This window comes from Candidatus Latescibacter sp., assembly GCA_030692375.1.
GTDB lineage: Bacteria > Latescibacterota > Latescibacteria > Latescibacterales > Latescibacteraceae > JAUYCD01.
In genome coordinates this window covers 1-24,118 of sequence record JAUYCD010000249.1, presented here as the reverse complement: position 1 = coordinate 24,118, position 24,118 = coordinate 1, and the positions used below count along the sequence as shown (strand labels likewise).

The window sequence follows — 24,118 nt, the reverse complement described above, 5'->3', positions numbered from 1 at the left end:
TCAAGGCTTGCATAATGCCTAACTCATAGAAAATGTTTAATCTGTCCAATCTCGATGCGTCAATAATTCCATACTTACATGTTCTAATGTTGCAACAAATATTACAGAGTAACTCACCACTCTCAGGCAGATTAGCCGCTATTACGGATTCCAGCTTGGCTATCTCTAGAACACTTTTGATGGCAGTCTCTTCATCCGCGTAATCTGCAAATGGTATGGCGACAAAGATCCTGTTGCGACAGAATTTTTCAATAATCTCATCGGATCGGTTGCAGGTATGGTTCGAGTGAATCGGACAACCTAATTCCTGATTGTAATATTGGATCCACCGTTCGAGGCTAGCTTGACTTGTGTAGAAACCAAAGGCCGACTCAACACGCTGTAATAATTCGATACTTGTCGCAATCGTGGCTTTCTGCACATAGTCAATAGCTCCTGCGCGAATCGCTTTAATGGCATTGTCCAAGTCGCCGTATCGCGTTAGGACGATACACCGGACTAGTGGGTTGCGCTCTACAGCATATTGAATAACAGTCAGCCCCCCTAGTTCCTGAGGGTCTTCGTCTTCTTGTTCTGGTATCTGCATATCAACAATGACGACTGCAAACTCACGTTCGTAAAGTACGTACTTGGCTTCAACAATACACGAGGCTGTAACGACCTCATACTGATTAATTGATAGCCAATCTTTGTAAGCATCCCGCTCATTCGGTCTGTCTTCCACCAAAAACACTGTACGCATATCTTACCTCCTTATTTGTGTGTATAATGCCATTTTCAAGCCCTTAACTTCAGAAATTAACACCCCTTAAGAGGAAAAAATATTCGAAATCTTGCACCTTCATCCTCGCTTCCATCCTCCCAAATGTGACCGCTGTAATGCCTTTCCATAGCACGAGAAATCCAATAGAGACCCATACCACGCTGCTGACCATCTTGACCAGTATATGAGGCGCCCTCCCGGAAGATTTCTCGCTTCATCAGGAGTGGAACTCCGGGGCCGTTGTCTCGGACTTCTAGTATTATGCCACTAGTCAATGTGATTGATTTCACGTTGAATTGGCTACAAGTCTCCGGTTTCACCTCCAAGGCCGTGATCCAGATCCGTCCATTTTCCCTGGTTCTGATCTGCCTCTTTGCGTTTCTCACAAGTTCTCGAAGCATAAGGAGAACCTCAATTTGGTCTGCAAAAATGGTTCGCAGGCCGTCTGGAATCTCGCAAATAATTTTTAAGACATCTTTAGGCCTTAGTGTCATTAAAAACTCGTCGAATACTTGCTTTATCCCAATCTCGATCTTACGCGGAGCAAGGTCTCCGCTCCTTGCCAAAATATCTGCAATGTCCAATTGAATGGAGGTCGCGCTTTGACGTATTCTCTTGATTGCGCTTTTTTGCATCTCATCTGGAATATTTATCTTTTCCAGTGTCGCGCAACTTATGAGCATTGTATCAACAGTATTGCCTAAGTCGTGCGACATCGCAGAAGCAACATCGCGAAAGGCCTCGAGTTCTGTCCGAGCAGCCTTTTCTTTTGTCAACAAACAATATATTTCATATAACTCTGCATACCTTTCGAAGACCCCTGCTGTCTCACGAATCACACTGGCCACTATTCCACGTGTTACTACACTCATCCTGCTGGGGTGATTGATCTGCACAACTAATAGGACATTATCACCCGCAAGAACAGGAAAACTGAAAAGGTCCAACGTCTCGATCTGTTTCTGAGTGAGTCCTGAGGCTTTAAAAGCACTTCGTTGGCTTCTGAATGTTATATCTGTGAATAATTGTCGCTGGAATAGAGCTTCTTCGTCTGTTGCTGGCCTAACTACCAACGGTTCTTCATACCAGCTGGCGACATAGGCAGACATCATTGTATCAGCGACATATCCAGCCAAAGATGTACAACGGTCTAATATATATTCGCGTGCAAATTCAACTGCCTTTTCTGGTGGCAACGCCTTTGGCCCCAAGTGCAATTCACCTTCACGAGCCATCTCATGAACAACTTGGACTAAAATATCATGTTGTTTTGGCAGAAAGACAGGCAACAGTTTTGTTCTACCTTGTTCGCTCCCGGATATTACCCAGAAGAACTGCACAAGAAAATCACTGTCGAAAACTGAAACAACATCTCCTGAATCTCGCGAAATGCCTTGCCTTGTCCGAAGGAGCCGCTTAAGCCAACTGTCAAATCCCTCCAAAGCACGAGATAAAAATGACAGCGCATCCAAGTCAGTCTGAAGTCTTTCTGAGAGAGAACGTACTTTCTGAAGTAAAACAGAAACATCGCTCTCCCGCCAAGGACATGACTCCACTTCATGAGAACAGTCACGTACCAAATCAACGATCGTATGAAAGTCGTCGCCTTGCTCCCGTAATGTACTGAGAACTGAACAACCTCCATCGTAGATGTCTAGTTCAAGTAGTCGAACATTCTGAAACTGGGGCTTCGTCCCAAAATCGACGTGTGTGTGAAAAGTAGTATTCCACAGGGAGCGCCTCACTAACGAGCTCTCGTTTGGTTTATTATAAAGGACCTTAGTTCGATAACACTGACAACCACCATATTCCTTTTCATCGTTGAGTGAATCCTTCTGTTCACTCAACGCAAGTTGTAGTTCTTTACGCTCCTCAGGGAGCGCAGATGATACAAGCCGTCTTTCTTTGTTCGATATTTCTATGGTTGCATCAATCCGTAGAACATCCAATGCAGTCTGGAGTTCATCCAGAACGAGGTAAAACGGATGCGTCACGCAATTAGGTGTTGATAGTGCATGGCCAATCCGTACTGGCATATGCTTCAAATCGATTATATCTTGTCGCAGCAGACCTATTGTATTAAAGCTATTCATTCTATCTTCCTGGTAGCAATTTCATCGTTTCTTCCCGGATCGACTCCATTACCTGTCGCTTGATAGAAATAAACTCTGGGGTTACAACAATCTTCTGATCTCTTGGACGTAACAGAGGAACAACTAATTCTGTTTTTACGTGTCCGGGGCGGGCAGTTAGAACGATGATCCGATCAGCAAGGACGATGGCCTCGTCCACATCATGCGTGACGAACACAATAGTCTTCCTTGACTCAGTCCAAATGCCAAGTAGTAGCTCCTGCATAATTCCTCGCGTTTGGGCATCAAGAGACCCAAACGGCTCGTCCATCATTATAACGGATGGATTACTTGCTAACGCCCTCGCCAGGCCAACGCGCTGCTGCATGCCGCCCGAAAGCTGCTCTGGATAACTTTTCTCAAATCCTGTTAGACCAACGAGTCGGATATATTCCTCGGTGATCTCTTTACGTTGACCTGCCTCCATTCCACGCATCCTCAGCCCAAACTCGATATTTCCTCTGACAGTCTTCCAAGAAAAAAGACTGTGTTGCTGAAATACAAATCCACGGTCAAGGTTAGGCCCATCAATTGGCTTTCCTTGAAAGTGAACAGTTCCGCTCGTGGGTTTTATGAATCCTGCCAAAACCTTGAGGATTGTGGATTTGCCGCAACCTGACGTCCCCAGAAAGCAGACAAATTCCCTATGCGAAACATGGAAATTCAATTCCTTGATGGCCACAGTGTGATGCTCGGTTCCATTATACACAACGCTCAAATCGGTAGCTACAATCTCAGCGTTGGCTGTTTTGGCATTATTGGTTTCAGTCATACTGATCCTTTTGCATCCTCCCTTTGCCATGGGATGGCTTTGAGTGCCGCCGCAAACACAATATCAGCTATTGCCCCTATGACACCCAGAGTAGCAATACCAACTACCATTTTGTCTACGCGAAAGACAAGGTGAGAAGCATATATACGGTAGCCCAGTCCTCCAAAGGCACCAGTCATTTCGGCAGCAACCAGAACGACAAATGCTATTGCAATACCAGCCCTCATTCCAGCCATAATAAAGGGAAATGAACTCGGTAGGATAACTTGTAACAGCAAGTTAATTTTTCGTGCACCAAGACTCCGTGCAGCCCAAATCACTTCCTGGCTAACATGAGAAGAGCCAACGTGTGAATTGATCCAGACCGGAAAAAAAACACCCCAGAAAACGATGAAGTACTTTGAAAATTCACCTAGCCCGAACCAGAGAATTACAAGGGGAACCAGCGAGATAGAAGGAATTGAACGGATCAACCTTATTAGTTGACCGAAAGTGTAATCAAAGATTCTAAATCTTCCGGTGAGCAACCCAACCACCATTCCGAGTGCGGAACCCGCAAGGAAGCCAATAATTGCACGTTGCAGGCTTAGCCCGATATCACTTACCAGTTCGCCGCTTTTTATCATCAAGGTAAGTGTTCTTAACCATTGTGTCGGTTGGGGGAAAAAAATTGTGTCATATATCCCAAGTCTGGCAACGCACTCCCACAAAGCCAGAAAGGAAATGCCTGCTAGTAAAAGTTTCCCGACTCCTATAAAAACGTCAACCAAGAATGATTTATTCATAGATTAATTCGACCTATCAGGTTATTAAATGTCTTTACTGGGGCTTCGGAATAAGTATGTGACAATAGGCACCATACCTATTTAGAAGCCGGAAGGAGCCCCCTATATACCAGAGCCTGATAGTCCGGCTCTTTCGCATCTTCTTTCACAACACCAGCCTTCTTCACCCATTTACCCTCCCTCTTAAGCGATTGTGGAAGGGAAGGATCAAGGCTAACCTCAAATACATAGTTGTCCCAAAGTGCCTCTACAATCTTTGGATCAACGTCGATTCTCTTCGCGACTATCTGAATCGCTTCACTTCTGTTCTCTTTGATGAACTTCTCCGCCTGAATCAGCCCCAAGATCAACTTCTTTATATCTTCTTTATAGTTCGGGATTGACTCTGCCATTACGACAACGCTAAAGGGGTGATTATAGATCCCTTCGCTGTTAACCACAACGTAGTTACTTCCCAATGCTTGTTGGGCATTGTAAATGTGAGGCTGCCAGGCAAATGCAGCGTCCACATCGCCTCGCGAAATCGCAGCTGCGATCTCGGGGGGATTCAAAGCTACAACGGAGACGTCAGAACGGCTTATTCCGGCACGCTCAAGAAACAAGTTCATTACGAACTCTGCTGAAGTTCCTGGCGATACAGCGATCTTTTTACCCTTGAGATCTTCTGGTTTGGAAATGCCTCTATCCCTTCGTGCAAGCATATTCACATGTTTCTCAGAGGTGACAAATGTCGCGACAATCCGCGGGTTGTGTCCCTGGTAGGCAGCAAGCACAGTTGATATGTCAACAACTGTTGCCGCAGTGACGGATTTCCCGACCAGTGCATCGAGTGCAAGCCGACCCGAGACAAAAGGCTTTATCTCTACATTAAGATTCTCGTCTTTCCAGAACCCTTTTGCCTCCGCGATATATATGGGGGAATTAGCCATAGTAACGACATCAACGGCGAACGACAACTTTGCAGAAGTAGAATGTGTTTTTGATACTTTCTTTTCGCAGCCGCTACCACTCAAGAGAATGCAGGCAATGACAACACTTACGAGTGTGCTTATTAAATTTTTCCATACGCGAAATTTTGAATCCATCATAATCTGACTCCTTTTCTACATTAAGGAACAAAATAAGCTCCAATTTGTTGAATTTCTTCTAATTTATATCAAAAGTCAAGTCCTAAATGTTCTATAAAATGGACTTAAAAAAAAGTAAGAGTAATGCACTTTTTCTCTGCTTACTTTGCGAGGGTATCTCTTTCATCCCGGCTCCTGACTCCTGTATTCTTTTTATCTCACAAACTCCACCTGTTTGAACTTCTCCAGGAAGCGATAATATTTGATAAGATCGAAGCCGGTAACCGGTCGTTCGGCCTCCAGTTCGCAGAGTTTCTTGATCTCGTTCAGGTTCCGTTTGCCGTCGCACCACCAGTAAGACACTACCGCCCAATTGGTGGGAGACCACCATTTGGGCGCAGATGTAACCTCCCGCCACTCCGCGACCGGAATCCCCTCCAGGGAGAGAGTCCCGAAATAGGCCCTCTTCGGTATAATGGTAGACGCTTCCTTCTCCCAGGCGGTCTCAGTTTTAGGCGGTATGACCGGGACGACCGAGGCCGATTTTGCCTTTTCATTCACCGCCTCTCGAAACTGACGGCTCAGGGTTTTCCCGATTTCATCGAGATTTCGCCGGTATGGATCCAGGGCTGCCGAAGCCTTCGCCTTACGGTCGGCGGGAATGATTCGCAGGATGCTGGTTATCGCTTCTCTCTCAAGGCCGGTGTAGTACTCAATGGTTTCTGCGCCATCGGTGAGCAATTTCCCGAGAGATTCGCCGTTGCCGGCGTTCATGATTCGCGCATTGGCCTGCTCTGCCTTTTCGGCGATGACATCCATGCCCCGGGCGAAGGTCAGACGGGCAGTCCAGGCCAGTTCATCCTCACCGGCGTTCGCTATCCAGTAGAGGTAGGCGGCGGCGAGAAAGCTCAATTCTCGGAGCGTGCGGGGATCGACCTTTTCGATGGTGTCCATGGAGTTATGATGCAGGTGGCCGGCCTGGCTCATGTATATCCAGTTGGTGGGGATCCCTATCATCGGCTCGCAGAAATAGGTGTCGGTCCCCATGGAATACGATTGTGTTCTCCACAGCCTGTCCGGATTATACCGGGCATAGTACAGGCGGATGATTTCCGGGAACACCGCATCGACAAAGGTGGGGCAGACGTTTGGGTTCAGGTACAGATTGACCGCGGTGGTGGCAAGGTCATAGTTTTCCGCGCCGGTGTCGTAGCAGAGGGCGGCGACAGTTTTCGCCCGCATGCTCTCCAGATTCCTGGCTACATAGGGCAGGGTGCCGTAGAGTTCCGCCCCCAGGAGCACCCGTATGGAACGTTTCGGGCGGGGGAGCTTTCCTTCATGGACGAGATCGCTCAGGACGCCAACCGCCTCCAGTATTGCGGCCACTCCGGCGGCATTATCGTTCGCCCCCCATTCGTTCAAATGGCCGGTGACCAGAATTTCCTCTCCCTCGCTGCCAGATCCTTTGAGAATCCCTGTGACCGAGGTAAGAGTATCATTGGTGTAATAACGGCTGTCCACCACCGCGCGGACCCGGACTTTTCTCCCCTGGCGGAGAAGATTGCGAAGGTAGGTTCCTTTCTTCTGGGATATGGAAAAGGCGAAATTTTTCTGGCTGTCGGCTTTGGTCATGAGCCAGCCGCCGGGGAGGTCGGACCAGGTATTGAACCACTGGTTCTCAGTGATGAAATCCCTGTTTTTCCCTTCTATGGAATCGCTGACGAATCCCAGAGCGCCGCACGGGTCAAGGTATCTCTTCATACCTCCGGGAGAGCCGGAAATGAGAAGTATCTTCCCTGCGGGGTTGAGTTTTGCCATCTCTGCGGGATTGGAGGATTCCATGAGGACCAGCTCTGTTTCGACTCCGCCGGGAGGGGTTGGTCCGCTCCAGATGTTAAGACAGGAGGGGTTTTCCAGCCAGTTGCAGAGATAGCGCATCTCATCGGGCAGATTGGCGGGCTCGATGACTTCCAGAGTGGCCTGTTTCACATCCCAGGCGATGGGATTGGTCCAGGAAGCGGAAAGGGTCACACCGTCCGCCGGGGTTTCCACCAGCGCGGTTTGATCGAAACCCCGCTCCTCCATGATGGCGCGGGCTTCACCCCCCGACTTCTTCCATTCGGGGAATGTGCACCATTTGTCGTGCTCCCAGATTCTCATTGCATAATCGCGGGCGCGGTTTCCGGAAAGCTTGCCCTGGAGCGTCTGAAAAAGCGCCGGCATATCCGCCGCTTGGGCGCTGGAGGAGAAAAGGCAAAATAATATTACCGGGAGAAGTCTTACCATGTTTGTCCATCCTTTATGACAATTGAAATCAGATCCTGAAACGAGTTCAGGATGCAGTGGACTCTTCGACAGGCTCAGAGTCCTCTGACCGAGCACTGAGCTTGTCGAAGTGCACGCGTCATGCCGAACTTGTTTCGGCTTCTATCATCTTTCAGGCGCCGTAAATCTTGACCCCGATCTTTTTCGCGGTATCGAGAAGGAACTGCCTCGAAGGCTCATATTGATCCTGAGGCAAATGCTCGAGAAGGAGACACCGCGGTTTCTTCATACGGCTGAGGTGAGCAAGAAAGAGCTCGTAATCCATGGAACCTTTGCCCAAAGTGATCGGCTCGATATGGGGAAGCATATCACGCCAGACCTGGTCCTTGGCATGGGCGTAGACGATGTCCTCGCCAAGGAGCGCGAAACACTGGTTGAGCAGCTCGCTCGTACGGTAGAATGTGCCCGGATGCAGCATGTTGGAAGGGTCAAGAGTGACCTTGACGCGGGGATCGCCGACATCCTTCCTGAGACGCACATGGGACTGGGGAGTATTATTGTTACACGAATTCACCGCCTCGAAGCCGAGATCGACCTTGCTGCCTGAAGTGTCTTTCAGAATCTGTTTTACCGCGGCGACCGACATGTCCCAGGTTTCCTTTGTCCAGTTCAGCGGATGGGGCACGTCCTTGTTGATAGGGCTCCTGCCGCCGGTATGGGTGAGAACGAATTTCATGCCAAGCCGGTCGGCCATCTCGATTGCCTGGCAGTTCAACTTATGGGCATTGGCGCGTTTCTGAAGGTCGGGATCGATAATGTTGATCCAGACATGGAGGCCGTAAAATTCCACATCGTACTGTTTCAGAGCGGCCTGCATCTCCCTGATTTCCGAGTCGGAGATGTTGAAATCCCACCCGGCTGCGCCCGCCTCGCAGGCGGTGTACCCGGCGTCACGGATGATTTTCACCTGGTCGGCATAGCTCCCGCCTTTAGCCTTCCTCATGCGAAAAGTCTCGCAGCTCAGACGGATATGGCTCGGTCCGGGATTGAGGTCGCGCTTGACCTTCTCCGGCGGGCTCCACTGGGTGAGAAAATCTTCGCCCCATACATCGGGCATTACATTCGCTTCCGATGGGGCGGGCGCAGTCCCCATCATAAGCCCGGCGGCAGACGCGCCGACTCCAAGCGCCTGACGTCTGTTGATGCGATTTTTCACGGATTCTTCCTCCTTTTATTCTTAATGATCGATGGTGTTTTCAACCTAATGTATAAAGGTTTGGAGAAAATTCAAAAACAAAAAAACACTTTACAAGCCCATTTTTCTACTGTACTATATCAATAGTACAGTAATACAGTTGCTTTTCGAAATAGATGCCGAAACGAGTTCGGCATGACGCGTGCACTTCGACAAGCTCAGTGCTCGGTCAGAGGACTCTGAGCCTGTCGAAGAGTCCACTGCATCCTGAACTTGTTTCAGGATCTATACAGTAATAAAGACTTTTTTAAAGGTTTGTTAACATGCCCATTCTCATCGATCCAAACCGGCCAATCTACCTCCAGATCATGGAGGAGATCAAGAAGCGCGCGGTTCGCGGTCAGTATCCGCCGGGTTCGCAACTCCCTTCGGTCCGTGAGATGGCCCCTGAAATGAGAGTAAATCCCAACACCATCGCCCGTGTCTACACGGAACTTGAGCGCGAGGGATTTGTGCTCACCCGCCGCGGGCAGGGCTCATACATAACCAAGGATGAAAACCGCATCGAGTGCGAGCGCGAGATACTCGCAGAAGCCGCGGTGAAACGATTCGTGGAAGAAGTGACCGCCCTTGACCTTCAGAACGGCCATCGTAGGGAGCTCATGGAAATGATTGCCGGGAATCTTTCACTCAACAAATAATAGAGGGAGAAAAACATGCTCGTGGAAGCCAGGGATGTCGCCAAAAAATATCCTGGAAAATGGGCGCTCCAGGGAGTGACATTCAGCGCAGACCAGGGGAAAGTGCTCGGTGTGCTCGGAGAGAACGGCGCGGGGAAAAGCACCCTCTTCCGCATCATTTCCGGAGTCACCCGTCCCACCAGGGGCGGGGTGACCGTCGCCGACATGCCGGTTGGGCTGGAAACGCGGAAGATAGTGGCATATCTGCCGGACATCAACCCCTTCTACGAGTGGATGCGGGTCATGGAGCAGATGGAATTCCTCGCTTCCTTCTATCCCGGATGGGATATGGATAAAACCCGCGAGCTGCTCGCATTCCTCAATGTTTCCCCGGACGACCGCATCGGCGTCCTCTCCCGAGGCCAGCAGGCAAAGCTCAAGATGGTGTTCGCGTTCTCCTAGCCGAGCCGACTGGTGCTCATGGACGAGCCGCTCGGAGGCATCGATCCTCCCTCCCGCAAAAAGATCATTTCCACACTTTTCCATGAGTTCCGCTACGGCGAACAGGGCATCATCATCTGTACCCACCTGGTGAGCGAGGTGGAGGAGTTCATCGAGGATGTGCTCTACCTGAAAAAGGGTAAAATCGTTCTTTCCAGCCAGGCCGACCTTCTGCGCGAACAGAAAGGGAAATCGCTCACCGGGATTTTCGAGGAAATAGCAGAAAGATCCTGAAACGGTTTTATCGTTCCCGCGAAGCGGCAACGAGTTCAGGATGACACGTGTCATGCCGAACTTGTTTCGGCATCTATTTGGCATCTATTTTGAGAAGAAACTCAATAAAATATGTTCGAAATGTAATAATTTCTATCTCCGTTTATCCGCGTAATCCGCTGCTTCAATAAAACAAACCCACCTGCCTCTCCTTTTTTCTCCGAAAAAACATTGACGATTAAAATGTAATTTATTATATTTGCAGTCTCTATAAGCGAAAATACACCTTAAAGGAGTATCGGATGAAAACCTATGTTACAAAACCTGCCGAGATCGAGCGCAAGTGGTTTGTGATCGATGCCGAGGGCAAGATACTGGGAAGGCTGGCCGCCGAGGCTGCCGCCATCCTGCGCGGCAAGAAGAAGCCGATCTTTCAGCCAAATGTCGATGCCGGAGATTACGTGATCGTGGTCAACGCCGACAAGATTCGCCTCACTGCCAATAAGGAGGGGAAGAAAACGTATTTTGTGGTGAGCACCGGCTATGTGGGCCATAACAAATTTCTGGCATTCAAGGACATTAAAGCCAAGTATCCGGAACGGATTGTGGAAAGAGCCATCAAAGGAATGCTTCCGCACAACACTCTGGGCCGTCAGATGTTTAAAAAATTGCGCGTCTTTGCCGGTCCCGACCATGATCATCAGGCGCAGAAGCCTGAAATGTATGCACTGTAAATGAAAGGAAGGTAGTGTGGCTGAATTAGTATTTGTAGCAACGGGAAAACGCAAGAACGCCATTGCCCGGGTGCGTCTTTTACCCGGAACAGGCAAGATCATCGTCAACGGCAAAAATGCGCCGGATTATTTTCACCGTCTGACCTCGATTCTCCTCATCGAGCAGCCGCTTGAGCTGACTTCCAACATCGGCAGGTTCGATATTATCGCCAATGTCAACGGCGGCGGGCTTTCCGGCCAGGCAGGCGCTTTACGGCACGGTATCACTCGGGCGCTCTTGATCATGGACGCCGGACTGCGGCCCGTGCTCAAGAAAGCCGGACTGGTTACCAGAGACTCACGGATTAAAGAGCGGAAGAAATACGGTCTTGCCGGGGCCCGGAGAGCTTATCAGTTCTCCAAACGGTAAAAGCTGCTTTTATCTATCACACACGTTCCGTGACACCCGGGTCTGTGCCGCTCATGAGCGGTTACCCGGAAGGTTGACCGGAACGGAGGTATAACACACCGAACAACGAGGTTTCAATTTGACTGAGATTACCATCAAGGATCTCCTGGAATCCGGCGTACACTTTGGTCATCAGACAAGGCGCTGGAATCCCAAGATGAAGAAATTCATCTTCACCGAACGTAACGGCATCTACATCATCGATCTCCAGAAAACTCTTGCCACATTGAACAAAGCCTGTGAAGCCATACGGGAAATCGCAGCCCGCGGTGAATCCATCCTCTATGTCGGTACGAAACCCCAGGCTGCCGTCATCATCAGGGAAGAAGCGGAACGCAGCGGACAGTTCTACATCACCAGCCGCTGGCTGGGCGGCATGCTCACCAATTTCCGCACCATTCGCCAGAGCGTAAAACGGCTCGATCATCTCGACAAGATGTCTACCGACGGGACTTACGAGCATCTCACAAAAAAAGAAGTCCTGACCCTTGAAAAACAGCGCGAACGCCTGAACTCGGTTCTTGCCGGTATTCGCCTCATGAACCGCCTCCCGGGTCTCCTCATCGTGGTGGATACCAAAAAAGAGAATATCGCGGTCAGCGAAGCTAACCGTCTCGGAATTCCGGTCTGCGCCATTCTGGATACCAACTGCGATCCCGATCCTATAACCTATCCCATTCCGGGCAATGATGACGCCATCCGATCGATCAAACTCATCCTTACTAATATTACAGATTCCATTAACGAGGGCATCCAGTTACAGGTGGATGAGGGCGCTATCGCTGAAAAGGAACAGCCTGCCGAAGGAAGCGGAGAAAGTGCCGAAGGTAAACCCGAGCGCCGGAGAGTGGCCGCTGTCGATCGCGAACAGGTCATTGAAACCGTAGAAACTCTGGGAGAAGAACCGGATAAGGATGACCGGAAAAGGTCGCGGAAAAAGAAAGTGAAAGAAACGGAAGAAGAGGTGACCGGGCGGGTGATTCGCCCGATTATCAGGGCTAGACCCCCCAAAAGCCGGCGTGAAGGCGACGCCAAGCCGAAAGCGACTGTTTGAAAACCGAACTACGAAATTGTTGCCGCTTCGCGGGAACGATGAAACCGTTTCGGCATCTACATACATGAGGAAAGGAACTCCATATGGATATTTCCGCAAAAGATGTCATGGACCTTCGCCAGAAGACAGGCGCAGGCATGATGGACTGCAAAAAAGCGTTGGCGGATGCCCAGGGGGATGTGGAAAAAGCGATCACCATCCTCCGTCAGAAGGGGATTGCGCTGGCGCAGAAACGCTCCGGCCGCGCCACCAACCAGGGGTATATCGCCACCTATATACATCCAGGCGCCAAACTTGGCGTCATGGTGGAAGTCGACTGCGAAACGGACTTTGTATCCCGTAACGAGAAATTTCAGGAATTCGCCCGTAATCTGGCAATGCATATAGCCGCCACAAATCCATTGTCTATCTCTGAAGAGGACATTGATCCCGCGATTGTGGAGAAGGAGCGGGAGATTTACCGCTGTCAGGCCCTGAACGAAGGGAAGAAACCGGAATTTGTGGACAAAATCATAGATGGGCGTCTGAAAAAATTCTATGCCGAATCCTGCCTGTTGAACCAGGTTTATATCAGGGACGAAACCAAAAAGATCACCATCAAAGATATGCTGCAGAATCTTATCGCAGTGATCGGCGAAAACATTATTGTCAACCGTTTCTCCCGGTTCCAGGTCGGAGCATAGTAGCTGGTCCGGGGGTGGGAACAACTCACTTCTCCCGGCCGGGACGGATAAGGGATATACATGCCAGCTTATAAACGGATACTTTTAAAACTTTCCGGTGAAGCCCTCGCCGGAAAGCAGGGTTTTGGCATTGACAGCGCAGCGATTGATTCCATCTGCTGTCAGATCAAGGCAGTCTATACCCTGGGGGTGCAGGTTGCTTTGGTGGTCGGCGGGGGAAATATATTCCGCGGGCTTCGGGCCTCAGCGAAAGGCATGGATCGGGTAAACGCCGATTACATGGGTATGCTCGCCACCATAATAAACGGCCTTGCCCTCCAGGATGCCCTGGAAAAAAAGAATGTATATACCAGGCTCATGTCCGCCATTACCATGGTGCAGCTTGCGGAACCGTTCATCAGCCGCCGCGCGGTCCGTCACTTGGAAAAAGGCCGAATCGTTATATTTGCGGGAGGAACAGGGAATCCCTATTTTTCGACCGATACCGCTGCGGCGCTGCGGGCGGTGCAGATCAAGGCTGATGTCATTCTCAAAGGCACCAAGGTGGATGGGGTGTATGAAGGCGATCCTGTTCTGAATCCTGCCTTTAAAAAATTCGATACAGTCTCGTTCAATGCGGTTCTTGAACAGGGTCTCGGCGTCATGGATGCGACAGCCATCGCCATGTGCCGTGAAAACAAAATTCCCATCGTGGTGTTCAATCTTACTGTGGAAGGGAACCTCCTCCGGGTAGTGAACGGAGAACCGGTGGGGACGATTGTAAAGGAGGAAATCAATGGATAAGGAACTGAAAAAAGTCACTGTCGACCACATGAAAAAAGCCATCGAACACTTAAGCCATGAACTGACGACCATCCGCACCGGACGGGCTTCCGCAGCGTTGCTGGATACGGTGAAAGTGGATTTTTACGGGGTTATGACTCCCATCAAACAAGTCGCAGCCGTTTCGGTCCCCGATGCCAAGACTATCATGGTACAGCCGTTCCAGCAGAACACGCTCTCCGCAGTCGAGAAAGCGATTCGGGCCAGCGATCTCGGCCTCAATCCGAATAACGACGGCCGAGCCATACGGATCCCCATTCCGTCTCTTACCGAGGAGCGCCGCAGAGAGATTCTCAAGGTGGTAAAAAAAATTGGCGAAGACACCCGCGTCGCTATCCGCAACATCCGGCGTGAAGCGATCGAGAAGATCAAAGCCTCCGAAAAGGCGGGAAAAATCACTGAAGACGATATGCACCGGGGTGAAAAAGAAGCCCAGGAAATTACCGATGAGCATATCAAAGAGGTGGACAAGGTCATCCAGGCCAAGGAAAAAGAGATCATGACCGTGTGATTGGTGAATTGTGAAAAAAAACGAAAAGGCATTCCGAAAGGGGTGCCTTTTTTTGGTGGTGCGCCCTGCCGGGCGCACCACAAAAAGGGCCGGTTTTCACCGGCCCCCTTCGTTTAAAAATTCGACCGCAGCGTAAATCCGAGAATCGGCTCGGTAAAATTATTCACCTTGTTTACGGTATCGGTAAAGTTGAGGAATCTCAGCGATGCCCCGGCCGCAGTCATCTGATTGACCTTGTACTCGGCTTCAAACCGCACTGTGGTTTTGGTGTTGTCGATACGGTGCGTGCCGGTATCGCCGTTGGAAGACCCGATGAAGCCGAATCCGGCCAGGGTGCTCATACGGCGGTCGCGGAACCACTTGTAGGTGGCAGTCAGATTCACCATGGTGATATCGGTGGTCAGGCTCTTGCGGGAAGGCGAGGAGCCGTCCGTGGGAGTGATCTGATAATAGGCTTTGTTCCCGGTCTGTCCCAGGGTGATGTTCAGGGACAGGGGAAGCGGGTTTATGGCCGAATTCACGTTGAGCATCACCGTGGTGTTGTCTGATTCGTTCTTAACATACGAGGCCACATCACGGTTGTCGCCGATGGCCATGGTCGATATGCTGACAGTCGCCGCATGACGCTGTTCGCCGACCGGAACGATGCCGCCCAGGGTAAGCATGAGCGTATTTGTGAACATGTCAAGTTTCTTGCTCCAGTCCGGGATTTTGCTCTTGTCGCCGGGGTTCACCACGGTATTGTTCACCAAGTCGAGATTGTTGACCGCGGTATAGGTACGATACCCGATGGACATATTGGGTGCATAGTCCGGAAGAATCTGCGGGCGATAACTGACAGTGACATTGGCGGTTTTCGTATCCTTGGTCAGATCCTTCTGCGTCGGATTTCCCGTGTTGTCCGGAGCGCCGAACTGTTGCCGTTCGCTGTCAAGGTTGTCGGAGTAGACTTCATATCCCAGATCGAGGGACACCTGATCCTTCAGCGCCTGTGACCTGAGATCGAGCTTGTATCCGCCTATGTCGGTTTTCTGATTCGGATTACCCAGGGATACATAATGGGTGGGTATCCGGTAGACCTCTCCGCGAAACCGGCTGCTCAGTTTCGGAATAGGCAGAGGAGTCATAAGTTTTAATGAGTACACCGAGGTGAGGGCGTCAAGGACTCCCTTGCCCACGTTGTCCTTGAGCTTCATCTTGTCGAACGAGGTCTGAGTCGAGCCGTTGAAGCGGAACAGCTTGTCGCTGATCTGAGTAGGCAGCTCGCTTTTTATATCTTCAGAGACCACCCCGAACATATTGTCGGTGACCAGGGTTCCGCCGAACTCCGCTGTGACGACCGAGCGGTTGTTATTGAACCTTAAAGAGGTCTGAACCGTACCCACCCAGTTTTTCTTGGGATTGTACTCTGTCACGAAGCTGTCGGGCTGGCTGTTGGCGAAATTATAATAGGCGTAACGTGTCTTTAAGCTGTCGTTGTAAGCGTACTTGAGCGAAGTGGAATCATCCTCGGCGGTGAAGAGATTGATCCCGAAATTCCAGGTGGCGTACCGGTTCCGCACGGGAGAAATATCCAGCTTGAGCGCGGTTATATTCCGTTTGAGCGAACCCTGGCTGAATTCATAGACATGGAATACTCCGTTCGAATCCTGGATGATTCTCTGGAAAGGCATGGAGGAGATGTCCACCGCCTGGCCTGATTGATCGACATAGCTTGCGGCGTTCACATTGGAAACTCCCTGTACGACTTCCACTTCATCGCCGATATTCCGCTGGTTGTATCCGCGAACCAGGTCTACATTCAAGTAATTGGATTTATACGATGCGGAAAGACCGCGCACCAGGATGCCGTTCAGGGAAAGGTCGCTGAAATTGGGATTGTCATCCCCGAAATGCACCCGTAAATTACGGGACCGGGCATCGAAATAAAACCGGCTGACCGGCTGGGTAGGCGCCAGCTTCTCGCTTGTGAGGAAAGACATATCCTCGCTCGAAAGCATGACTCCGGCATTCCAGGAAAGCCAGCTCTTTTCCCCTTCAAGCCCGAGATCGATCCGATTGTTGTAAAGGGGCACTATACCGGAGGATTTATTGGAACGGTCATCGCGCTGAAGGCCCATGAAGAAATTCCCTTTGGCGCCCAGGGGGAGCTGAATCTTGCTCTTGACCTGGAATGTCCAGACATTCGGGCCGACCGCATTACCACTGGTGTCGCGGGCAATGACCTCGATCATGTGGGTGCCGTCAACCAGGGGATAGCGCGGCTGCCAGATGATCATGTTGTCCTGAATCTGCGCATCGCGGGTACGGTCGCGGTCGTCCAGTCTGAACCGGACGGTGGCCATATCCACCTCACGGTCGGTTTTGTAGAAGGTCACAATGACCAACTGATCGCCGGATAGCACCATGGTTCCCGGTTCGGGGCTTGAGAGGACCACCTCTTCAGCAGACTGGTTTACATTCGCGTCCAAAGCCGTGCGCATGGGACGCTCTTCCGGGTTGACCGGCGGCTGGGAGGTTTGATTGCCCGAGGCATCCTGGGCAAGAATGTAGTATTCCACCGTTCCGCTTACGCCGAATTCACGTTTGAGCTCCCGGTAGTACAGATCATCCCGGTGTTTCATGTCAATGGAATTATACCGGATTTCACCGGGTGTACGGTAATACAGGGTCACTTTCGATACCTTGGTATCGTCCATGACCGTGGTTTTGATCACCCCCGGCTCACGCTCCTCGGTGTTCATATACATGTTGATCTGGGGAGGCAGTGAGTCGGCGCCGGCCATCGTGCTCCAAAGGGCTGCCAGGAGCGCAATGGGGATGATCACCAGGCTTGCGCGGCGCGGATGGAGCCGGGCCGCGTCTTCTTTTCTTTTCAGAGGCTGTGTCATTTTTCCTCAAGCTCCAGGGTAAGTGTCTTTGGATTTTGGCCGTTCGGATCAGCAAAATTGATATCTATGGTTCTTCTTTGCTTTGCCTTGGCGACCGTGAGTGTGGACGAAGCAGGCTGCGCATCATCCGTAGTAGCGGTGATTTCCACCGTTCCTTCGGCTTTCACACGTGCGAGGAGCGATGCTGCGCCGCCGGAAATCCTGATCTGAGGAGTCGTTGTCCAGTTCTTGCCCTTGTCGGTGGAGAAATCGATTATATCGGAGCTGGCTGTAAACGATTTGATATCGAGCGAAGCTCCGGAATCCATCGACCCGGTCTTGGCGTCCATTGTGTAAAGCGACAGGGTGAAGGTGGTTTCCACTTCATGGCTGGCTCCGCCTTCAGGCACCATGTTCAGCTTCCACTTAGGTTCCGCTCCCTTGGTCCAGTTGGTTCTCTTGTTCGCGTCATCCTTCGATACATCCACCGGATCCTTGGGCTTCTCATTTCTCTTCACAGTAGTCATTTGCATCTGCTTCAGGAGCACTGTTCCGAGCTGATTCATAAGGTCCCTGACCTCGACCACACCCTGCATACCGAGGAAAGTAGCCTCCCCGCTGTCGAGATCATATTTGGAATCGAATATCGTTCCGCGAACCGAAGCCACCGACGAAGGGGTTTCCACTTCGTAGTTCTTCCCCGTAACCTGAGAGTAGATTTCTCCCATCATGAGCTTGGTACGATCCTTGGCAGGCTTGACGCCGGGGGTAGTTGCCTGGGCTTGAACTTCTATCTGGGTATTCTCGTTCACCAGAACCCGTGAAGCGGTTGCAGCATACACAATCACTGCCTTGTTCCCGGTTTCCGTCCGGAGCTGGTAGCCCTCAAAGAGTTTATCTCCCACCTTGGCAGGTTTCCAGTTGTCTTTGTCGTCCTTACGGTAATCGGCTTTGCCGTTGATGTTTTTGATCACCGCTACCGGCGTCGGTCCCTGCTGCGGCCAGACCGCGCCCGGCAGAAATGCCAGGATGGCAAGCAACAGGAGTAAAACTCTCCACTGCAGAAATCTCTTATTCATAGGTATCTTCCCGTAGTTGTCGGTTTTTATCACCTGTATACTTCGCATCGCGGTCTCACTTTATGGTCACGGATTTGATTTTGAATTTGTCGAGCAGATCACGGAGCTGCGCGGGTGTGACCGGGCCGTTTTTATCCTTCATTTCGGTGACTGTCTTATTCTTCAAAGCGGCGATTTGGGGAAAATCGGCCGCCAGTAGTTTGATGGCCGCGCCCACATCATCGAGAGAAACCTCGGCGCCGGCGGCAGGCGTCACAAACGGGGTTATGAACGAAGCCTGCGCGCTTTTGGTGCCCAAATCGGCGCCGTTCCTCTGGGCTCGCACATCCCAGAGGTATTTGGCGGCATAGGAGAGCATCGTTCCGGTCTGGGGATACTGGTAGGCAGTCCCGGTGACACTTGCGGTATGCGCTACGGTCCCGGTTTCCGTATAGATAGTCAGGATATAGGTTATCCCCTCGCCGCCGGTGCTCGGGGCATTCCAGGTAAAGGTAGGGAATATGGTATCTATTCTTGTATTGACCGGGCTGACAAGGGTGATCTGTCCTTCGACCGGGATGGTGAACCGCCGGGCTTCCGATCCTGTTCCAAGCAGATTGCCGTTATCATCGGTCGGGGTCACCTTCCAGGAATAGGTCTGACCGCGTTTCAGTTCCTCCCCGTCATAGGTCCAGCTTGTTTCCTGGGTTTTCTGAGAGGCATACGACCAGCGGGTACCTTCCTGGGAAACGGTAACCACATAATTCTTTGCATCCCCCCTCCACCGGAAAGCCGGAGTGAGAGTGGAAGAGGAGAAATTGTCATCGGGAGAGAGCAGTACCAGTTCGGAGAGAGGGATGGTGACTGTCTCCTGGGTGGGAACACCGATCGGAATCCCCTTGTCATCAGTTACCTGAATCCGGATGTAGCAGGGCTTGCCAGGGGTGAGCGCCGGGGCGTCGGAGGGATAGTTGAAGCTGGTTAAAGTCTGCCCGCGGCTTATGTATGCCCGTGCGAAACCCTGGTTATCGGCGATGGAAACGTTATAGAGAATCGTGCTTCCTCCCGCCTGGGCGGCGGTCCAGGAAAATCTCAGGGGATTGAACAATATCGGCTGATTCACGGTCAATGGCACAAACCGAACGGTGAACTGCCAGACATCGCTTTTTCCCTCGTTGGTGGAGCCGATAACCCGCCCCATGCTGTCGAAAGCCTGTACCTGCCAGCAGTATCTCCGTCCGCTGACCAGCTCTTCACGGGAGGTGCCAGGATCGAAATCTGCAGAGGGGACGGTCAGGTCGGTGAGTTTCCAGATCGGAATACGCCGGATCGCTTCAAACTGGGTAAGAAAGGCGCCGTTTTCCGAAAACATTTTCCAGACCGTCAATGTATAGAAGGTTCTTATGGCCTTGCCCAGTTGGGAAAGGTCGGAAATCTGAGGCGCCTGCCAGGTGAAACGGGGAACCGAAACTGCATCCTCGGTCATGTGAACCGGAGAAACCAGCTCGGGAGGCCTCGGATTTTTGATTTGGATAGTAGCGGAAATCCGATCCACATCATTGTCGAACGACCGCCCGTCGCTGTAGTTCCCATGGAGGGAAAACTCCATGGTGTACGTTCCTTCGGGGAGAAATCCGATACGGACAACCTCATCCTTGAAAGCAGTGCTCCATTTCCCGCTTACATAATTCCCGCCGCCTGAAACCATGGTATTGTCCACCACCATTTTTTCATTGGTGCGAAGCGGATTATTCTGACGGAAGTAGCGGCTGCCGGAACCTATAAGATAGATTTTAGCAGGAGAGGCCCCGGTACCGATGATGTCCGGGTAACGGGTGGAGCCGATATGGATATTGATTTCCGCGAAGGTGATGGAAAGGGTGTCGGATGGTCCGGCGGAAGTGTTGTCGATGGTAAGCCACCAGACATTCCTGCTGGATATCCAGTCATCGACGGTGAATGTAGCGGTTTCGATGATGTCGAAGCTGAATCCGTTTGACGGATTAATCATTCCTGTCATCATGACTCTGGCCTGCACCGCCGCCGGTATTCCGGCAAGTATGACTGCCAGAAAAACCGCGGCGATGAGCCTGGTAATTATCCTCATAGTGTTTTTCCTCCCCTGGAAAGAACCATTTCCTTAGATAAACCGTTTATTTATGTGAGTTGATACTCAAGCAGCTTTTTGATGTAGTTAAAACAAAAACATTGACGCTTAAATGTCAAGTCAATTCTTTGGCAAGAAAATAGAACAGTAAAGAATTTATGGTTGACATATACAAATAGGTCTTTGAAAAAATGTTATCTGTATCACAATTTTGAAAGAAAGTTGAAATCGACAAGGTAAAAACTGTCTGAACCACTAATAAGTGTGATACTATGATTGCGCAATTAGATCCTGAAACGAGTTCAGGATGACACGTGTCATGCCGAACTTGTTTCGGCATCTATTTGCTTTTCAATACCGGAACCCTATCGAGAGGCCGATGGGGTTCTCTTTGGGATTCAGAAGCCAGGTGGTGGTCAGAGAAGCGAAATCATACCAGAAGTGCCCGGCGATGGCCTCGCTCAAGAGGTATCCGTTACGCTGCACAATTCGTCCGAATAGAAATCCCGCCAGGGTCGCCTGACTGACAAAGTAGACCGGTCTTTCGATGTCAGGATTGGTGAGGTGCAGTATTCCGAAAATGACGGAAGATGCGTACAGTCCGGCCCTTTTTCCGTATCGCTGGTCCAGAACCGGCAAGAGAATTCCACGGTAGAGCATCTCTTCGGATACTGCCGCGCCATAGCTGAGGGCGGCCGAAGAGGTTTCGTAGTACAAAGTGCCCTGGGTTCTGTTCAGGCGGTTTCCGACAGCGCCCACAGAGGATATGTCGCCAAACCGTTTTGCGTGTTGCGGATAGGCGACAATACCATCAACGATACCGAAGAGAGCGCAAGCTATTACCAGAGGAGAGGTCATATTTTTCGGTTCGAACGGCGCAAGGAGAAAGCTGTTCAGAGGGGATGGGTCGAACCGTACTCCACTTTTTTGTCCGGCGGGACTGTACCGTGTCCGGGTTTTCTGGTAAAACCTCCACTTGTCCGCCGCATACACCTGCCCGGCAAGGATGAGAGGTATGTTCCACTCCTTCCTCCCGTCATGCCCCAGCCTCCCGTGCACGCTGACCGCGGCGGCTCCCAGGAGAAGCTCCAAACCGAGGAATGCCGCGCCTTCTTTGGTATCTCCCTGATACAGGTGAGTAGCCCCGGGGAGGAGTTCGATGAGCAATGGCGTTTCGCCATATTCCAGGGCGCAGGAGGGGGACGCCGGCAAGAGGAACAAGAGGGCGGCACATACTATGAGAAAAAGTAATTTCTTATTGAAACAACGCCCCCGAAACTCCCCTATCGGTGATTTGTACATGGCGACATATTTCTTTGCGCATTTCATGGAAATATTTGTTTATCTCACCGAGGACCAAAAGTAAGGCTTGTGTGCGAAATAGTGTCATCGGGGCTTGAAGAAACAGGAATAGATTGAGCATTAGTTGTTATATGGTATTCATAATAAACAGCGGCGTTCGCGCTGTTTGCGAAAAGACATAACAGTATTATATTTCTCAGAATATTCAAAGCTCCCCCTCTCCTTAAGCTTTAAAAATTCATGGAAAGATTTACGGACGATACATAAAATAATGATTATAAAGGCTTGTGAAAAAGTTGGTTTTTATTGTCATTATAGATCCTGAAACGAGTTCAGGATGACGTCATGCCGAACTTGTTGCCGTTTCGCGGGAACGATGAAACCGTTTCGGCATCTATCAATTAAACAGAGTTTTTCACAAGCTTTTAAAAAAGTCAAGCCTTACTCCGCCCTTTCCGATTCCGGAATATGCACCGCGATGATGGAAGGATGCTCGAAACGGCTGGCCGGAGGCCCAAATCCCCCGTTCATCTCGATGACCAGCAGGGAGCCGTCCGGTGAAAGCTCGATGCCAAAGGTTCCGGCCATAACATAACCGTAGTTGTCCTGGTAGAATTTGTCCAGGAAGGCCAGCACCTTTTTCTGTCCGGTTTTCGTGTCGTACTGGATCACGGGAACTCCGAGCTTGTAGGCTTCGCCGTGGGCGCCGGGTACATAGTAGACATATCGGAATTTCGGGCTGATATCCACCGAGGTGGTATAGACCCCGGATTTGTCCCAGTTCACCCCGATGGTTTCGGTTTTCTCCTGGTCCGGCCAGAATTTGAACATCGTTCCTACCTGGTCCATGCAGTAGAAAACGCCGTCCGGTGTGCGCCGCTCGGTATAGGCGCGCATATTGGAGTTTTTGCCGGAGACCGGATTGGGCGGGGTTTTGCATGCGAGCCGGGCAAAGTGGTTGGTGCGCTGGTCGTAGCTGATGAAGAAATTGTCCGGGGTGCTTGAGTCCGTGGCATACAGTATACCGGTTCTCAGGTCGAGCAGTGTCGAGCGGAGATTCCACTTTATGCCGTCCGGGGGCATCCCGCCGTAGAGGAGCTTCCGGTGTTTGACATCGTAGGCCATGAAATAATATTCAGCGCCGACCGCCATGAACACCCCGGTCTGGGTGTCGGTAACATGGTAAGGCCAACTGTCGCCTACAAAGGGGCTGCCGTGATATTCGGCGTTTCCGGTCAGAACATTATACGTCAGCAGGTGTCCGCCCTTGACATATCCGTGATCGAGCCACTCCTGCTTGATCGGAGAGCCGTTCCAGGTGGCGGCGACCAGAGTGCCGTCGGGCATGATACTCATACACCCGTGTATCTTGCCGTCCACATACTGCCCTTTCTTCCAGCCGCAGATTTTTCCCACATCCACTACGACCCGCTGCTCCTTTGCGGCAGCGTCGTATTCGACGATGAAAACCTGGCCGTCCTTGCAGCGATGGTCTCCGGCGGCCATGTAGAATTTGCCGTTCGGCCCGCGGGTGACCTCGCCCCATGACGACCAGAGACCCTTGTTGTCCTCGGGGAAGAATTCCGGCCAAAGGTTTCGGATAGGAGCAAAATCGATCTCGGGAACGACTTTCGCCATGATAAAATCTGTCTTGCCAGCATACGAGTCAGGCACTTTAAGAAAATCTTTGGAGGCATCGGTTGACATGCCGGTGGAGTAACGGACATGTTTCTTGTCGTACTGCTCTACCTGGGCTTTCCGGTCGGCTTCCGTTTTCTGGCCCCAGGCCATGCCGCTCAAACCAAACAATAACACCGATGCCAAACCGTAACACGCACACCTTTTCACCATTGACTCCTTTCCCGGATTGTGAGTAAAGATTTTTTCTCGCAGAGTCACAAAGATGCAAAATAAGTCTGAACCTTGATTCAGAAGTATACAAAGGAAACATTCCTCCGGCAATCGATTTCTAACTAGTGTAAAGTAAATCAGATAATGTCTGGTGCTGGAGTTTCTTTTTTTTACCCCCTTAAAAAGGGGGTCGCCGCTCAAGCGGCGGGGGGATCTTTATTCGCCGGGAAGAAGAAATCCCCCCTGCCTTTGGCATCCCCCCTTGTTAAGGGGGGAATATGAATCCAACTTTATTGCATTGACTT

At 50.9% G+C, this 24,118-nt stretch carries 21 protein-coding genes; 9 read left to right on the top strand and 12 right to left on the bottom strand.

Going from position 1 to position 24,118, the window contains the following annotated elements; all coding sequences use genetic code 11:
• From Q8O92_15160 to Q8O92_15130, 7 genes are all read right to left on the bottom strand, one after another.
• Positions 1–742 (bottom strand): response regulator (locus tag Q8O92_15160; protein ID MDP2984657.1); only part of this gene is annotated, 742 nt, incomplete at its 3' end.
• 56 nt (positions 743–798) lie between these two features.
• Positions 799–2,856 carry a HAMP domain-containing sensor histidine kinase gene (locus Q8O92_15155; GenBank protein ID MDP2984656.1) on the bottom strand — a complete coding sequence of 686 codons (2,058 nt, stop codon included), beginning with the start codon at positions 2,854–2,856 and terminating at the stop codon, positions 799–801.
• A gap of 1 nt (position 2,857) precedes the next feature.
• Positions 2,858–3,667 carry an ABC transporter ATP-binding protein gene (locus Q8O92_15150; GenBank protein ID MDP2984655.1) on the bottom strand — a complete coding sequence of 270 codons (810 nt, stop codon included), beginning with the start codon at positions 3,665–3,667 and terminating at the stop codon, positions 2,858–2,860.
• Positions 3,664–4,452, bottom strand: coding sequence for an ABC transporter permease (locus tag Q8O92_15145; GenBank protein MDP2984654.1), 789 nt, complete (start codon positions 4,450–4,452; stop codon positions 3,664–3,666). The genes Q8O92_15150 and Q8O92_15145 overlap by 4 nt, the downstream gene beginning before the upstream one ends.
• 77 nt (positions 4,453–4,529) lie before the next feature.
• A complete protein-coding gene (locus tag Q8O92_15140; protein ID MDP2984653.1) occupies positions 4,530–5,540 on the bottom strand; it encodes an ABC transporter substrate-binding protein in 1,011 nt (336 codons plus the stop codon).
• 192 nt (positions 5,541–5,732) lie between these two features.
• On the bottom strand, positions 5,733–7,805 hold the full coding sequence (locus Q8O92_15135; protein ID MDP2984652.1) for a M28 family peptidase: 2,073 nt from the start codon (positions 7,803–7,805) through the stop codon (positions 5,733–5,735).
• A 151-nt stretch (positions 7,806–7,956) separates the two neighbouring features.
• Complete coding sequence (locus tag Q8O92_15130) at positions 7,957–9,000, bottom strand: sugar phosphate isomerase/epimerase family protein (protein ID MDP2984651.1); 1,044 nt, start codon at positions 8,998–9,000, stop codon at positions 7,957–7,959.
• Between the two features lie 302 nt (positions 9,001–9,302).
• On the opposite strand from Q8O92_15130, the gene Q8O92_15125 reads away from it, so the two are divergent.
• From Q8O92_15125 to frr, 9 genes are all read left to right on the top strand, one after another.
• Positions 9,303–9,680 carry a GntR family transcriptional regulator gene (locus Q8O92_15125; protein MDP2984650.1) on the top strand — a complete coding sequence of 126 codons (378 nt, stop codon included), beginning with the start codon at positions 9,303–9,305 and terminating at the stop codon, positions 9,678–9,680.
• Between the two features lie 15 nt (positions 9,681–9,695).
• Positions 9,696–10,121 (top strand): ATP-binding cassette domain-containing protein, encoded by a 426-nt coding sequence (locus Q8O92_15120; protein ID MDP2984649.1) that lies wholly within the window; start codon positions 9,696–9,698, stop codon positions 10,119–10,121.
• Positions 10,122–10,133: 12 nt separating this feature from the next.
• Positions 10,134–10,394 carry a hypothetical protein gene (locus Q8O92_15115; GenBank protein ID MDP2984648.1) on the top strand — a complete coding sequence of 87 codons (261 nt, stop codon included), beginning with the start codon at positions 10,134–10,136 and terminating at the stop codon, positions 10,392–10,394.
• Between the two features lie 281 nt (positions 10,395–10,675).
• Positions 10,676–11,107 (top strand): 50S ribosomal protein L13, encoded by a 432-nt coding sequence (rplM, locus tag Q8O92_15110; protein MDP2984647.1) that lies wholly within the window; start codon positions 10,676–10,678, stop codon positions 11,105–11,107.
• Between the two features lie 16 nt (positions 11,108–11,123).
• Positions 11,124–11,516 carry a 30S ribosomal protein S9 gene (gene rpsI, locus Q8O92_15105; protein ID MDP2984646.1) on the top strand — a complete coding sequence of 131 codons (393 nt, stop codon included), beginning with the start codon at positions 11,124–11,126 and terminating at the stop codon, positions 11,514–11,516.
• Positions 11,517–11,634: 118 nt separating this feature from the next.
• Entirely contained in the window at positions 11,635–12,609 is a 975-nt protein-coding gene (gene rpsB / locus Q8O92_15100) for a 30S ribosomal protein S2 (GenBank protein MDP2984645.1), read from the top strand.
• 83 nt (positions 12,610–12,692) lie between these two features.
• Positions 12,693–13,292 carry a translation elongation factor Ts gene (gene tsf, locus Q8O92_15095; GenBank protein MDP2984644.1) on the top strand — a complete coding sequence of 200 codons (600 nt, stop codon included), beginning with the start codon at positions 12,693–12,695 and terminating at the stop codon, positions 13,290–13,292.
• A gap of 54 nt (positions 13,293–13,346) precedes the next feature.
• The gene (gene pyrH, locus Q8O92_15090) at positions 13,347–14,075 is read left to right on the top strand and encodes a UMP kinase (GenBank protein ID MDP2984643.1); all 729 of its coding nucleotides are present in this window, start codon (positions 13,347–13,349) and stop codon (positions 14,073–14,075) included.
• Positions 14,068–14,625 carry a ribosome recycling factor gene (gene frr / locus Q8O92_15085; protein MDP2984642.1) on the top strand — a complete coding sequence of 186 codons (558 nt, stop codon included), beginning with the start codon at positions 14,068–14,070 and terminating at the stop codon, positions 14,623–14,625. Before pyrH ends, frr begins: the two co-directional genes overlap by 8 nt.
• 113 nt (positions 14,626–14,738) lie before the next feature.
• Here frr and Q8O92_15080 read toward each other — a convergent pair whose 3' ends face one another.
• From Q8O92_15080 to Q8O92_15060, 5 genes are all read right to left on the bottom strand, one after another.
• Positions 14,739–17,516, bottom strand: coding sequence for a hypothetical protein (locus Q8O92_15080; protein MDP2984641.1), 2,778 nt, complete (start codon positions 17,514–17,516; stop codon positions 14,739–14,741).
• On the bottom strand, positions 17,513–18,574 hold the full coding sequence (locus tag Q8O92_15075; GenBank protein MDP2984640.1) for a FecR domain-containing protein: 1,062 nt from the start codon (positions 18,572–18,574) through the stop codon (positions 17,513–17,515). The genes Q8O92_15080 and Q8O92_15075 overlap by 4 nt, the downstream gene beginning before the upstream one ends.
• Positions 18,575–18,629: 55 nt before the next feature.
• Positions 18,630–20,660: a hypothetical protein gene (locus Q8O92_15070; protein MDP2984639.1), complete on the bottom strand. Its 2,031-nt coding sequence runs from the start codon at positions 20,658–20,660 to the stop codon at positions 18,630–18,632.
• Between the two features lie 351 nt (positions 20,661–21,011).
• Positions 21,012–21,827, bottom strand: coding sequence for a CPBP family intramembrane metalloprotease (locus Q8O92_15065; protein ID MDP2984638.1), 816 nt, complete (start codon positions 21,825–21,827; stop codon positions 21,012–21,014).
• 576 nt (positions 21,828–22,403) lie between these two features.
• The gene (locus Q8O92_15060) at positions 22,404–23,813 is read right to left on the bottom strand and encodes a hypothetical protein (GenBank protein ID MDP2984637.1); all 1,410 of its coding nucleotides are present in this window, start codon (positions 23,811–23,813) and stop codon (positions 22,404–22,406) included.
• Positions 23,814–24,118: the final 305 nt, after the last annotated feature.

Excerpts from the sequence above, each read along its gene's own strand:
- tsf (MDP2984644.1), top strand. The coding sequence starts at position 12,693 with ATGGATATTTCCGCAAAAGATGTCATGGACCTTCGCCAGAAGACAGGC.
- Q8O92_15060 (MDP2984637.1), bottom strand. The coding sequence starts at position 23,813 with ATGGTGAAAAGGTGTGCGTGTTACGGTTTGGCATCGGTGTTATTGTTT.
- Q8O92_15145 (MDP2984654.1), bottom strand. The coding sequence starts at position 4,452 with ATGAATAAATCATTCTTGGTTGACGTTTTTATAGGAGTCGGGAAACTT.
- Q8O92_15120 (MDP2984649.1), top strand. The coding sequence starts at position 9,696 with ATGCTCGTGGAAGCCAGGGATGTCGCCAAAAAATATCCTGGAAAATGG.
- Q8O92_15150 (MDP2984655.1), bottom strand. The coding sequence starts at position 3,667 with ATGACTGAAACCAATAATGCCAAAACAGCCAACGCTGAGATTGTAGCT.
- Q8O92_15125 (MDP2984650.1), top strand. The coding sequence starts at position 9,303 with ATGCCCATTCTCATCGATCCAAACCGGCCAATCTACCTCCAGATCATG.
- Q8O92_15075 (MDP2984640.1), bottom strand. The coding sequence starts at position 18,574 with ATGAATAAGAGATTTCTGCAGTGGAGAGTTTTACTCCTGTTGCTTGCC.
- Q8O92_15080 (MDP2984641.1), bottom strand. The coding sequence starts at position 17,516 with ATGACACAGCCTCTGAAAAGAAAAGAAGACGCGGCCCGGCTCCATCCG.
- frr (MDP2984642.1), top strand. The coding sequence starts at position 14,068 with ATGGATAAGGAACTGAAAAAAGTCACTGTCGACCACATGAAAAAAGCC.
- Q8O92_15155 (MDP2984656.1), bottom strand. The coding sequence starts at position 2,856 with ATGAATAGCTTTAATACAATAGGTCTGCTGCGACAAGATATAATCGAT.
- rplM (MDP2984647.1), top strand. The coding sequence starts at position 10,676 with ATGAAAACCTATGTTACAAAACCTGCCGAGATCGAGCGCAAGTGGTTT.
- Q8O92_15070 (MDP2984639.1), bottom strand. The coding sequence starts at position 20,660 with ATGAGGATAATTACCAGGCTCATCGCCGCGGTTTTTCTGGCAGTCATA.
- Q8O92_15135 (MDP2984652.1), bottom strand. The coding sequence starts at position 7,805 with ATGGTAAGACTTCTCCCGGTAATATTATTTTGCCTTTTCTCCTCCAGC.
- Q8O92_15140 (MDP2984653.1), bottom strand. The coding sequence starts at position 5,540 with ATGATGGATTCAAAATTTCGCGTATGGAAAAATTTAATAAGCACACTC.